This is a genomic window from Bacillus hominis (genome assembly GCF_030348325.1).
In the GTDB taxonomy this organism is placed as follows: domain Bacteria; phylum Bacillota; class Bacilli; order Bacillales; family Bacillaceae_G; genus Bacillus_A; species Bacillus_A hominis.
Window position 1 is genome coordinate 2274598 of record NZ_JAUCFS010000005.1, and the last position, 12331, is coordinate 2286928.

Annotated in this window: 12 protein-coding genes; 7 read left to right on the forward strand and 5 right to left on the reverse strand. The window is 32.3% G+C overall.

Translation table 11 applies throughout. The features are described 5' to 3' along the window. The first annotated feature begins 270 nt into the window (after positions 1–270). Positions 271–801, forward strand: coding sequence for a hypothetical protein (locus QUF93_RS14245; RefSeq protein WP_289375494.1), 531 nt, complete (start codon positions 271–273; stop codon positions 799–801). A gap of 680 nt (positions 802–1481) precedes the next feature. Here the strand turns inward: QUF93_RS14245 and QUF93_RS14250 are convergent. Both QUF93_RS14250 and QUF93_RS14255 read right to left on the reverse strand, forming a co-directional pair. Next, a complete protein-coding gene (locus QUF93_RS14250; protein ID WP_289375495.1) occupies positions 1482–2342 on the reverse strand; it encodes an exosporium protein D in 861 nt (286 codons plus the stop codon). A 292-nt stretch (positions 2343–2634) separates the two neighbouring features. Beyond that, positions 2635–3219: a LysE family translocator gene (locus tag QUF93_RS14255; RefSeq protein ID WP_289375496.1), complete on the reverse strand. Its 585-nt coding sequence runs from the start codon at positions 3217–3219 to the stop codon at positions 2635–2637. 112 nt (positions 3220–3331) lie between these two features. On the opposite strand from QUF93_RS14255, the gene QUF93_RS14260 reads away from it, so the two are divergent. Together QUF93_RS14260 and QUF93_RS14265 are read left to right on the forward strand one after the other, a co-directional pair. After that, positions 3332–3889: a helix-turn-helix domain-containing protein gene (locus QUF93_RS14260; protein WP_128280042.1), complete on the forward strand. Its 558-nt coding sequence runs from the start codon at positions 3332–3334 to the stop codon at positions 3887–3889. 523 nt (positions 3890–4412) lie between these two features. Then, positions 4413–5372, forward strand: coding sequence for an exosporium glycoprotein BclB-related protein (locus QUF93_RS14265; protein ID WP_289375499.1), 960 nt, complete (start codon positions 4413–4415; stop codon positions 5370–5372). Positions 5373–5915: 543 nt separating this feature from the next. On the opposite strand, the gene QUF93_RS14270 is transcribed toward QUF93_RS14265, so the two are convergent. Further along, positions 5916–6548: a cupin domain-containing protein gene (locus QUF93_RS14270; RefSeq protein ID WP_289375501.1), complete on the reverse strand. Its 633-nt coding sequence runs from the start codon at positions 6546–6548 to the stop codon at positions 5916–5918. Between the two features lie 280 nt (positions 6549–6828). Continuing rightward, a complete protein-coding gene (locus tag QUF93_RS14275) occupies positions 6829–8217 on the reverse strand; it encodes an HD domain-containing protein (protein ID WP_289375502.1) in 1389 nt (462 codons plus the stop codon). A 205-nt stretch (positions 8218–8422) separates the two neighbouring features. Between QUF93_RS14275 and QUF93_RS14280 the strand changes: the two genes are divergently transcribed. The 3 genes from QUF93_RS14280 (at position 8423) to QUF93_RS14290 (ending at position 10979) form a co-directional block, all read left to right on the forward strand. Next, positions 8423–8728 carry a luciferase domain-containing protein gene (locus QUF93_RS14280; RefSeq protein ID WP_000010324.1) on the forward strand — a complete coding sequence of 102 codons (306 nt, stop codon included), beginning with the start codon at positions 8423–8425 and terminating at the stop codon, positions 8726–8728. 93 nt (positions 8729–8821) lie between these two features. Next, complete coding sequence (locus QUF93_RS14285; protein ID WP_289375503.1) at positions 8822–10132, forward strand: phytoene desaturase family protein; 1311 nt, start codon at positions 8822–8824, stop codon at positions 10130–10132. Further along, on the forward strand, positions 10110–10979 hold the full coding sequence (locus QUF93_RS14290; protein ID WP_289375505.1) for a sigma-70 family RNA polymerase sigma factor: 870 nt from the start codon (positions 10110–10112) through the stop codon (positions 10977–10979). Before QUF93_RS14285 ends, QUF93_RS14290 begins: the two co-directional genes overlap by 23 nt. Before the next feature lie 34 nt (positions 10980–11013). Here the strand turns inward: QUF93_RS14290 and QUF93_RS14295 are convergent, their stop codons facing one another. Continuing rightward, positions 11014–11172 carry a hypothetical protein gene (locus tag QUF93_RS14295; protein ID WP_002085567.1) on the reverse strand — a complete coding sequence of 53 codons (159 nt, stop codon included), beginning with the start codon at positions 11170–11172 and terminating at the stop codon, positions 11014–11016. A gap of 313 nt (positions 11173–11485) precedes the next feature. On the opposite strand from QUF93_RS14295, the gene QUF93_RS14300 reads away from it, so the two are divergent. After that, complete coding sequence (locus QUF93_RS14300; protein WP_289375507.1) at positions 11486–12070, forward strand: O-methyltransferase; 585 nt, start codon at positions 11486–11488, stop codon at positions 12068–12070. Positions 12071–12331: the final 261 nt, after the last annotated feature.

Genomic DNA, 12331 nt, shown 5'->3' on the forward strand with positions numbered 1-12331 from the left:
TAGAAAAATATAATGAAACCTAGAAACCTTTAGATACCAATGTTTCTACTAACCGCTCTTTCTATATCTCCTATAAGACTTTTCTCCATGCATTCCGAAATTCGGCGGATGCTGGACTGTCGTCAAGTCGACGTACCTAATACGAGCAAAATACCGGAACCTGATAATACACCCTTCATTGTGGGCGAGGGCACATATTTATAAAAAAAATACGCTTGTCCAATCCATTATCATTCTCCAGTCATTTAATATTACAAAGGGGGGGAGAACATGGAAAACAATGAAAAAATCACGTTTCGATTTGTAAAAAAAGATGGAGAAGAAATTAATTTGGGAAATCTTGCTGATAAACGAAAAATTGTCATTGTCATTAATAATCAGATTACATTAGCACCGAATACAACACAAATTGCCAGTGGGGCCGGACAAAACAGTGCAGCAGGAAGTAATGCAGCAATTGATTCATCGAATACCAGACAGCAACAAACGGTGGGCGCTGGAGGCGAAGCGATAAATAAAGGAATTAGTGGGGACCAGATTGAGCCGCATAAAATGAAAAAAGAAATTTCGGATGAAGAGGAAGAATTTGTACTTATCATCAATAATCAAATTAATGAAACCAGTAAGGAACAGGCTAGTGCTACTCAAGTGGCAAGTGGTGGTGGAGATGACAGTGCAGCTGGAACCAACGCTGCCATCGAAAGTTCTAATACTAAACAACAACATGCAGTGGGAGGCGGAACGGATAGTTCGGCAGAAAATGCAGGTGAAGAAGGCGACCAAATAGAAAAATGTGATTAAAGAAAAGGGGCTGTAATTATTTCGCAGCCTCTTTTTCTTATTATGGATTAATTGGTCTATTACTTACCCAACCAAATTTGGAATATATTAAATGTCTTGATGCATCATATACTGTCCATAATCCTATCCATTGATAAATATTCGGATTTTTATATACTGCGATTAACCCATAAGATCTTCTATGACTAGCTAAAGTATTGTCAAATTGATCTGATGCGGTTTCTCATGGAAAGGGAAATCGCTTTTTTGTATTTGCAAACATTGCTATCCGAACTGTCTTTTGCCACAGAAGCATGTGTTTTTGTTTTGAAGAGCTATTAATATTTGTACGGTTTCTAGTAATAAGTTTTGGATTATACATTCAAAAATAGAAAAATATATCTAGCCTAATTTAGCAATGAAGCTTAGTAAGAAGCGTGTGGATGTAAAAATCGTTATTGAATAAAAATCAAAAGAGCACGCCTATAAACGTACTCTTAGAAAGGTAAGAATCTTATGAGTGGAGGGGATCTCCATATAATAACATATGCTTGTCTAGTTTAAATGTGTAAAATTTATAAAAAAAAGTGCTATTTTATTAAGAAACGAGAAATGATAGATAAGTAAATACATAAATTATCGGATGTTAGTAGTTTTAATGAAAAAGAAACCTTTTTATAAAGGTTTCTTTTTCATTAAAACTAACAATCAAAATCATTGTCGTATTCATGGTAACATTCATCGCAAGGGTTGTTCTGGTCATCGCAGCAAATACAAAATGTTTTATTGATAAATATATCAATGAAATCAAATGTATCAGAATTATTTGTGAGTGTAAGGTTTTGGAAATCCTCTACTTGAAAAATCCTTGTTTCATTAGGAACTAAAGTTGCATTAATTGGTATGTTAGAGCTTCTTGTCTGAATTGTTACTACAATGGGGCCGGAATCGTTAGGTACAGATACTTGAAGTAATGTTTTGTTGTGATTAATAGTAAAATCTTCAAATACGGTTCTTGAGATATTAGGGGGTACGATAATATTTAGAGGTACATTTCCAGCTAAGGTAGTTCCCGAACCAGCAATCGTATGAGTTTCGACAGAACAGTTACTATCCTCGTTAAGAGAATCTGAATGCTCTTTATAATAATCATTTTGTTCATTGCAGCAGATGCAAAACGTTTTTTGGATAAAAACACCAATGTTGCTACTTGTATTATTATTATTTGTGAGAGTGAGGCTTTCAAAATTTTCCACTTGAAGAATTCTTGTTTCACCTGAAGCTATTGTAGCGGTAATCGGTCTACGAGAATTTCTTGTACGAATAGTTACAACAATTGGTGCAGAAGTACCAGGAACATGAAACTGCAGTAATGTTTTATTGTGATTATTAGTAGCATCTTCAAAAACTATTCTTGAAGTGTTAGCTGGTACAATAATATCTAACGGTATATTTGAGCCAGCAATCGTATGCGTTTTAGTGAAACAGTTCTCTGTTTTATTGTGAGAATATGAATAGTTTTTATAGTACTTTTTACCATGTTTATAAAAATAATCAGCCATTCCTTAATCTCCTATCTTTTATTTGTCTATATATTGTATTTAATGAGGGTAAGAAATGTTTGTACAAGGTAGAAAAAAGTTCTATTTAGGAGAATAAGAGAAAAAGCTTAAGATATACGTTCAGTAGCATTTGGTTCAGTTAAACAAAATATAAGAATTGGATAGTTAATCTTATTTCTAGAAGACTTCCACCTCAAAATCCTGCTGAAGCGAAGAAGGTAGATGGGGAATTAACTGTCCATAAAAGCCCGTTTGGTGAAATCTAAAATTAAGAATTAGAATGAGTATAGAACTAGCTAATAACAATTGAAATAGCGCTAAACACTAATAAAACTGCCATAATAATGTTAAATATTCTGTTATGTTTTAATAAAAGTTTTTGAAACATCGACCCGAATAGACACCAACTAAACGTACTCATTAAACCGACTATGCCTAAAAACAATGAAAAGAAAAGGTAACTAGAATATGAATGGTAGTAAGGGAGAATAAAAGTTGATACTACAGTCAGTCCGAATAAAATTCCCTTAGGGTTAACAAATTGAAGCATAATTCCTACTAAAAATAAGTTTTTATTACTTTTTTCATTTGTATCTGTATTACCTTTACTAGTGAGTATTTTAAAAGCTAAATACAGCATATAAGCTACACTTAAAATTTTTAAAGGGAATTCAATTGTTGGCAGTATGTTTATAAGTACAATATTAAAGAAACTACATAATGAAGTGATAATAAAAAAACCGAAAGCTACACCTAAGCAAAATGTAATGCTTCTTTTTAATCCATATTGCTGGGAATATGTCATAGATAAAAAATTGTTAGGTCCTGGTGTGAAGCTACTAATAAAGACGAATAATAAAAAAGAAAATATAGGCATTTCAAAACCCCCCTCTGATTCGTGTGTTATAATGACCGAAAAGAACAATATAACGTGTGCTTTTTATTATACATAATGGTCGTTATATTGTATATGGTATAGGAGTGTTTTTATGGAAGAAATTCAAATTACCCTTGCAAAAAATTTAAAAGCTATTCGTGAGAAAGAAAAACTGAGTTTGGAAAAGGTTTCACAACTAACAGGTGTGAGTAAAACAATGATTGGACAAATTGAAAGAGGAGAATCTAGTCCTACAATTACAACAATTTGGAAAATCGCTAATGGACTAAAGGTTTCCTTTACTTCTTTAATAAATGATCCACAACCAGATACGACTATAGTTTTACGGAATGATATCCAAATATTGTCCGAAGATAACGGGAGGTATAGAGTATTTCCTTCATTTTCGTTCCAAGAAAATAGACAATTTGAAATATATATGATTGAAATTGAAGAAAAGGGAAGTTTGAGTGCGGAAGCTCATAAAGAAGGGACGGAAGAATTTATAACCGTGTTTGATGGAGAGTTAACAATTGAAGTAAATAGGTGTAAATATAATTTGAAAAGTGGTGATTCCATTAGATTTAAGGCGGATCGACCACATGTTTATTACAATTTAGGAGAAACATTAACAAGAGTGAGTATGACTATTTATTATCCTGCTTCTTAATTAATAATTAATGAAAAACTGCCTCTAGTAAGGTAGTTTTTTGTTTTAAAAAACAATCAGATGGGGAACAAGAAGGTATTTCTTTTGTATATATAATTAGAGAAATCTTCTTTTTGATTAGAAGTAGTTAATAAAGATATTGATTATTTCTCTCTGTTTTTATGAAAGTCGAGCTAATTATAAAAATTCAATGGCGGGAGGAATCCATAGTGGGAAGTGGAGAAATCAGCTATTATATTTATAACTTGAAGGATTTTGAAGATAAATTTAAGGGGATAAACGTGGAAAATTAAAATAAGTCATTTAGTTTAGGTATTTAATCTAAGCAATAAGATTATGGGGACATATAATTTATATTAGAGTCGTGAAGATAATTAAAACAGCATTTTTAGTGTTTAATTATTAGTAGCACTTTCCTTTCTAAGAGGAAATAATAACGCAAAGTTAATAATATATAACTATGTATTCAATAGCTCTTAGAATAGCAAAGGACTCGGAAATTTTATAAATAAGGAGGAAAAATATGAAACATAATGATTGTTTTGATGACAAAGATTGTGATCCAATTATTATTACAGGTGCTTGTTGTGATCCGAAGACAGTTTGTCCTAGTAATTCACAATTAATTGAATTAGAGAAATTACTAATTGCTTTAAGCACAGCTATACCAACATTTTTGACGACTCCAAATGCTACAAATAAAACGACACTAAGCAATTTGTTTACTCAATTATTAGCTTTACTAGATTCATTAATACCTACTACAGAAGTAGATTATTTGAAACAATTAATTCAAAGTATTTTAGCTGTATTAACACCTATGACTCCAAACACGGGGCAATTGATTATACTATTACAACAATTTTATAGCGCTCTTGCAGATTACTTCTTCTCTATAAAGACTTGTTTTGCTCCATCAACTTTACGATTCTTATTCAACCTATTAACGCAACTAATTATTGTTACTTCAGGTCCAACTAGAGGCGGTGCTGTCATTCCGTATGCATCAGGAATACCAGTAACTTTACTAACACTTGCAAATGGGTTAGCTTCAACAGGTTCTGTAGTTGGGTTTGGAAGTTCATTACCTGGCATAGGGCTAGTTGGTAATAACATCAGTTTAGCATTAGGAGACTTTGCTTTTGTAGCACCAAGAGCGGGAACCATTACGTCATTAGCAGGTTTCTTTAGTGTAACAGCTGCGATAACTCTACCCGTTGGGGAAACAGCTACTGTTGGAGTGAAGTTACAAATATTTACTGCGCCTGGGGCAAGTACTACGTTTGTACCGCAGACACCACCTTTATTATTACCATTATTGACTACTCCGCTTAATATTGGCAATGCTGTGAGCGGTATACAGAATCTAAATATTCCAGTAAATGCTGGGGATAAAATATTATTATATGTTACAGCTGATACAACGTTTACTGCAGTTACTACTGTGTTAGGATTCGTAAGTGCGGGTATAACAATTGATTAATTCATTTTAAAGATGTAGTTTGATTTACTTTATATGCAGCTATTCTCTATATGGGAAAGGCTGTATATTTTTTTGTATATTCTTAATTTCAAATGTCGAGCAATTTTATAGAATTAACAATAAATGGAGTAAAAAAAGCCCGTAATTTAATGGGCTTTTTAATGAAGGCTAATATAACCGAAGTGTTATAAAGTTATAGAGGAAATGAATAAAAATAATTAAGATTTATTTTTATTACAGTTACACCCTTTTTTCTTTACATAGCCTTGTTGAGCTAAATCTCTTTGCGATTGGGAATTGGAAGATTGAGAATTCGAAGATTGAGAGGATGTTGAAGAGCTACTATTTTTATTATGAGAGTAGTTTTTTCGATAGTTATAATTACTCATAGTACTATCACCTCCAATTAATTATATAAATATTATATGAAAGTACTCTATTAATTGTTACGATTGAGGATATGTAATTGGTATATACAATAAAAAATCTCCAAGGTATTTTCCAAGGAGATAAATAATAGTTTTCTACTAAAAATGACTGGACTCAGTAGCCCCAATATGGAGGGAAATAGTATGAATCTTGGTAATAAAGATTTTGTTGTTGAGTAGGGGGTGGAGTTGCTTGATTTATTGTTCCACGGTTTTGATTACAGTTTGCTGGGGGACCAATTACCGTAGTGGATTGAATTGGCGATACCGCTTGTTTCCATTGTTGTTCATTTAGACAATAAGTATGGGCCATCATATTAGCCGGAGTCAATCTTAATATATCAGATCCAAAAATAACTTCTGGGGTTGGGGCGTCGAAAATAGCTAATAAATGAGTATTATCTACTGTAGCAATTTCATAATGCCACCATGCTTGTGGAATATTAGCAACTTGCCCTGGTTTTATCGGTAAGTTTAAAATTTGATTCGAAAATGGATTAAGTAAAGAAACAACAGCAGATCCTGAAATACAGTAAACAAGCTCAGCTGCATTTTGATGAATATGAGGTTCTACAACATTCCCGGTACTTAAATAAATATCTAATAAAGAAGTATTTTCTAAAGTATTTAATTGTTTAATGCCAAGTACGTTTATATAATTTTGGGCATCTTTCTTAAAAAAATTACTTTTACTTAAATCATGAGTGAAATTGGTTGAGGGGGATGTGTAGTCGATATTGGAAGTCAATTGTATTACCTGCCTTTCTATTAGTAAGTAAGGTTACATAATTAGGATATGTGTCTAGTGTTTGTTATGTGCAGTTGTTGGTATTATAATAAATTTGCCTATTCCATAAAGAATGTGGGTTGTATTTCGTATTTATAATAATATTAATATAGATACCTATATTAATAACATAATTAAGGGCCGGAATTATTAATGTTAGGTTAGGGTTAAAAATATAGAAATTTATTTCGTACATTATATTTACAGACCAATACTTTTTAGAGAGGTATTGGTCGGTTATTTAAGATAGTATTTGCTGAATAATTAATTGTGCTTTAGCGGTATTGGCGTAATTTAGCCAATCTAATTCCAAGTGTTGTTTTAAACCAAAATGGATTTCGATGACGTCAAAATGAGATACCTTTGTTTTAAGTGGAACGGGTATTCCATTTACTATTGCTTTTTTCATGTTATGTGCAATTTTTGGAAATGCAGAGAAAGAAAAATCAATAATTGTAGCACCCTCTGGTAAATAAATAGGTTGTAAATCTGTAGTATAAGCCGTAATGGTATTTTCAAATAGTTCATACGATACTAGATTGTGGAAAGCGATTGGATCTGTAGTTAATAAATTATTATTCACAATTGTATCATTCATTATTTTATAAGATATTGCTTGAACATCTACAATTCTAGTATTCAATAAAGAAAAAATACCATTGTTTTTTAATGTTTTTGCTAATTGTGTTTGAATGATAATTGTTTGTTCAGTATCATTCATATTGATTTTAGTTTTTAAATTGTTATTAAAATGTCTATTTTCAAGTGCTATATTATCTTCGAAATAGTTTATAGTTGGTTTGTATAATTGATGTATTATTCCAAGAATTTTATAGCAATCTAGTACACTTGTAGTTGTAATACAAATTTGTGAAATCCCTGATACGTTTTCTACTTCTTGTAATTGTGAGTAAGCAGTATAAATTGGAGGGAACTCATAGCTTATTTCAAATGAAAGGTTAACATCATAAAAAGAATGTATTCCTTTTCTTAAATGAGTTATATTTTTTTGAAGATGTGGCACATATCCGGTTAAAAATTTATGTACTTCGGTATATCTTTCTTTATGTAGATATTGAAAAGCAAGATTTTCTAATTCATGCTGGATTGTATATAACCCTAATCGTTTTGCAAGTGGCGCAAAAAGTGTTAATGTTTCATTCGCATAAGCTACTTGTTTTGCGGGTTTTTTAACACTCAATGTTTTTATATTATGAAGTCGATCTATAACTTTAATAATGCCAACACGTATATCTTGTTGAGAGGATAATAGTAACTTTTTAAAATTAATTGCTTCGTATAATACTTTCTTTTGATCTTGTTGTTTTTTTCCTTTTGTTAATCCATTTACAATATATCGAATAGTCGCACCAAAATGTGATTCAATGTCTTCTAGAGAATATTTGGTATCTTCTACAACATCGTGTAATAAAGCAGCAATCAATGTTGTAATGTCAGCTTTATAATTTAGTAGTATTTCTGTAATTGCGAAAGGATGAATGATGTACGTTTCTCCAGTTTGACGGTATTGTCCATCATGTGCTTGCTCTGCAAATTGTATAGCTTTTTTTAATAGTATTAATTCCTCAGATTGAAGATAATTTGCCTTTTGTAATAATACCTTGCTCATATAAACCCGTCCCTTAAAATTATTTTTAATAATAATTCTATATAATAGAATAAATACCCTTTGAAATTGTTTTAAGTGTGTAAAAAAATAAAGGTATTGAGATTAAACTATATTCGTATTCCCATTCATACTTTGGATTGATGGAAAAAAGTAATGAACGTGTTAATTTAATATTACATCAATCATTAATAAGGGGTGAAGGTTCATGTCATTTAGTGAAATGATTAGAAATGAAGTGCTCAGCTGGGCGGGTGTTTCTGAAAAACCGCATCGATTTGGTGGTATTGAAATAAATTATGGTAAGAAGGAACTTGGTCATCTGCATGGTGATAAGTTAGTTGATTTACCATTTCCGAAGTTAAAGCGAGATGAATTAGTGAATCAAGGATTGGTGAAACCACATCACGTATTACCTGAATCAGGGTGGATAAGTTATTATATAAAGAGTGAAGAGGATATTCCATTTGCAATTGAGTTATTTCGTATGCAATATGACCGAATAAAAAAATAATGAAATAAAGTAGATTAATAAAAATTTATTTTAATGTCACATCCTTCCTTTATCGTTCGTCTTGTATGTAGAACGTTAAGGAGGGATTTTATTATGAGAAAATTTGATGTAGCAATTGTTGGCGGTGGGCTTGCTGGGTTAACAGCATCTATATATTTAGCGAAAGCTGGAAGGAAAGTTATTGTATTGGAAAAATCCAGTCGCTTTGGTGGTCGAGGGATGACTATAAATAAAAATGGCATTTGTATGAATCTTGGTGCACATGCTTTATATAGAGGTGGAGCAGCATTTTTAACTTTTAATGAGTTAGGTTTGAATCTCCCAGGTGGAATGCCATCTACAAAAGCACATGGAATATGGAAAGGGGATGTATTTACCATTCCAACAGATTTTCGCTCCATTTTATCAACACCGTTACTTTCATGGTCTGCAAAAGTACAATTCTCTCGTCTTATGATTCATTTAGGGAAATTAGATGTAGGAAAAGTTCAAAAAATGAGTTTATCTACATGGGCAGAAAATGAAATAAAAGATCCAATGGTTCGAAATATATTTTATGCGCTATGCCGAACAACAACATATACGTTTGCTCCTACAATACAATTAGCATCTTCGGTATTAAAGCAAATACAGCTGTCTATGAAAGAAGGAGTACTTTATGTAGATGGTGGTTGGGAGACGATAATAACAAAATTAAGAGATATAGCGAATAATGTCGGGGTGCAATTTTCGGCTAATAAACATGTTTTGGAAATAGAGCATTACGAAGATAAACAAAGAATACATTGTTTTGACGATGAGTTATTTGAAGTAGGTACAGTCATCGTGACGACTCCACCAAAAGAGGCTTGTAAAATAATAAAAGGTGCAGAAGGAACAAGTTTGCATAGATGGAGTGAACAATCGGTATCGGTTACCGTCGCTGCATTAGATATTGGTTTAAGACGCTTAATCAACCCTACACATCAATTTGCATTAGGGTTAGATCAACCTATATTTTTCACGAATCAATCAAGAGCAGCCAAATTAAGTGAAGATGGAGCAATTGTAGTAAGTTTAATCAAGTACCATAATCCTATGCTAGAGATAAATCATTTTCATGATGATCAAGAACAGTTAGAAAATACGATGGAGTTGCTACATCCGAATTGGAAAAGAGAAGTTGTTGCAAAGCAATATTTACCGAAAATAACGGTAGTACATGATTTTCCTCATATTGATCGTGTTGAAAAACCGGGCCCTAATATACCTGAAATGCCAGGTGTTTACGTTGCAGGAGATTGGGCTGGGCATGATGAATTATTAGCTGATGCTGCGGTAGCAAGCGGGAAACGTGCAGCGTTACACATTTTAAAGCAATTAGAAAGTGAGGCAGTTCATCATGGAAACAGAGCGATTATATGAAGCGTATCAACCATTATTATTTTCATTAGCATATAGAATCCTTGGGAGTGTTATGGACGCTGAAGATATCGTACATGACGTATTTATCGCGGTAAATAATATAGAGGATGTTCAATCTATAGAAAATATGAAAGCATATTTGTGTAAAATGGCGACAAATCGTTCAATTGATAAATTACGTTCGGCAGCGCATAAACGTAATGTATATGTAGGGATGTGGTTACCAGAGCCATTTGTGGAAGAGACTGATGAGCCAGCAGAGTCATTTGTAATGAAAGAATCAATTTCTACGGCATATTTATTACTTTTACAACAACTGTCTGAGGTAGAAAGGGTTGTTTTCATATTAAGAGAGGTTTTCAGTTATGACTACGAGGAAATAGCTGCAATTGTTGATAAGAGTAGTGTGAATTGCCGGAAGATCTTTCAACGCGCACGAAAAAGTATTTTAGATAAGCCGAAGCAATCAACATTAAGTACGAAGAAAATGGCTGCCTATGTGGAAAAGTTTGTATCATCATTACATTGTGGGGATGCGCAAGGCATGTTAGAAGTATTAAAAACAGATGCGATATTTAAAGCAGATGGTGGTGGTAAAGTTACAACTGCAATTAATCCGATTTATTCTGCAGATAAAATTATACGTTTGTTCTTTGGAATTGCAAAACGATTGCCAGAAAAGTATAGTGTTGATTTCAAAATAGTAAATGGTGCACCAGGCGTTATAGTTACAATAAATAATAAAGTGACGTATGTACTTTCATTCGCATTTGAGGATGAGAAAATTTCAAACATTTATATGATGGTTAATCCTGAAAAACTTATGCACTTAAATGTAATAGTATAAAAAAGACGCATTTCTTTAGAAGTGCGTCTTTTTTTTATTTTTCTAACATTTCAAGAGGTACATCTTTTTCGCCGGCTACCTCAAATTTAATTTCCCCGTCTTCTTCATAAATGCGTTTAATAATCGGTATAGTTATCATTAGTTTTTTATGCTGCTTACGTCTTCTAGCAGCATCTAAGTTAATCACGTTCATGTGTAAGCATCCTTTCTCACAGAAATATATAAACAAAAGAAAATGCGTCCAAAAGGGCGCTTAGTCGAATTAGTAATACCGATTCATTTAAATGGGGTTTAGATTATTTTATAATTGCAAACGGATTGTAAAATAATGTGAATGAAATAATTGCACGTAGAAATTAACTTTACCAAAAAACGAAACAATATGCTATAAAAAAATTTAAATTTTTGTCATATAACGAGAAAAAGGTTTTCGTTTCGCATATAATGAAAAGTAGACGGGCAGCAAGAGCTTATTCATCATATTGCTTTTGAAAGGCGATGAAAAAATGGATACTTTAGATTCATTATTATCTCAACTTGAACAATATGGAGAAGAGCATGATCGAAATAAAAAAACGCGGGAAGAAAAATTACGGAATATTTCTCGTGAGATGGGGCAATTTTTATCAATTTTAGTAAAAGGATGTAATGCAAAAAAAATTTTAGAAATTGGAACTTCAAATGGTTATTCTACATTGTGGCTAGCAAATGCGGTAGAAGAAACAAATGGAAATGTTACAACGGTAGAACTTTCTTCAGAACGGGTGGGAGAGGCATTTAGGAATTTTAGGAAGGCAAATCTTACACAGCGAATCGATATTCACAATCAAGAAGCTGGGGCATTTTTAGATTCGCAATTAAATCATTCATTTGATTTTATTTTCCTAGATTCAGAACGAACGCAATACATGTGGTGGTGGGAACATATAAAACGTATTTTAGAGCCAAAAGGTTTTCTTGTTATTGATAATGTAACTTCTCATGCGGAGGAATTAGCAGAATTTATAAAGATGATTGAAGAAGATAATACGTTTGAAACCGTGTTATTAGCTTTTCAAAAGGGAGCATTTGTTGCGCGGAAGAATAATTAGAAGTGGGCTTAATGTAATTATCACATTGAAAGATAGCATATGTCAAAAGATAGAGCATTGTATGAAATTAAGAAAGTAACTAAATGGAACTTCAAATTAATATTCAGTGGTGATAAGTAAGGTGATTCGTAAAGAATCCGCCTTCAGCATGTTACTCTCTAGGTCTTAAGTCTGAGGAAAATAATGACGAGAACAAGTATACTTATACTATGAAACAGGGAATGACTGCATAAGCAGGTATTTCTTGAAAAATCGATTTCA

What these genes read in the sequence shown, in the direction of transcription:
- QUF93_RS14255 (WP_289375496.1), bottom strand. Translation starts at nt 3,219, where the DNA reads ATGCCTATATTTTCTTTTTTATTATTCGTCTTTATTAGTAGCTTCACA.
- QUF93_RS14265 (WP_289375499.1), top strand. Translation starts at nt 4,413, where the DNA reads ATGAAACATAATGATTGTTTTGATGACAAAGATTGTGATCCAATTATT.
- QUF93_RS14295 (WP_002085567.1), bottom strand. Translation starts at nt 11,172, where the DNA reads ATGAACGTGATTAACTTAGATGCTGCTAGAAGACGTAAGCAGCATAAA.
- QUF93_RS14275 (WP_289375502.1), bottom strand. Translation starts at nt 8,217, where the DNA reads ATGAGCAAGGTATTATTACAAAAGGCAAATTATCTTCAATCTGAGGAA.
- QUF93_RS14290 (WP_289375505.1), top strand. Translation starts at nt 10,110, where the DNA reads ATGGAAACAGAGCGATTATATGAAGCGTATCAACCATTATTATTTTCA.
- QUF93_RS14280 (WP_000010324.1), top strand. Translation starts at nt 8,423, where the DNA reads ATGTCATTTAGTGAAATGATTAGAAATGAAGTGCTCAGCTGGGCGGGT.
- QUF93_RS14250 (WP_289375495.1), bottom strand. Translation starts at nt 2,342, where the DNA reads ATGGCTGATTATTTTTATAAACATGGTAAAAAGTACTATAAAAACTAT.
- QUF93_RS14285 (WP_289375503.1), top strand. Translation starts at nt 8,822, where the DNA reads ATGAGAAAATTTGATGTAGCAATTGTTGGCGGTGGGCTTGCTGGGTTA.
- QUF93_RS14260 (WP_128280042.1), top strand. Translation starts at nt 3,332, where the DNA reads ATGGAAGAAATTCAAATTACCCTTGCAAAAAATTTAAAAGCTATTCGT.
- QUF93_RS14245 (WP_289375494.1), top strand. Translation starts at nt 271, where the DNA reads ATGGAAAACAATGAAAAAATCACGTTTCGATTTGTAAAAAAAGATGGA.
- QUF93_RS14300 (WP_289375507.1), top strand. Translation starts at nt 11,486, where the DNA reads ATGGATACTTTAGATTCATTATTATCTCAACTTGAACAATATGGAGAA.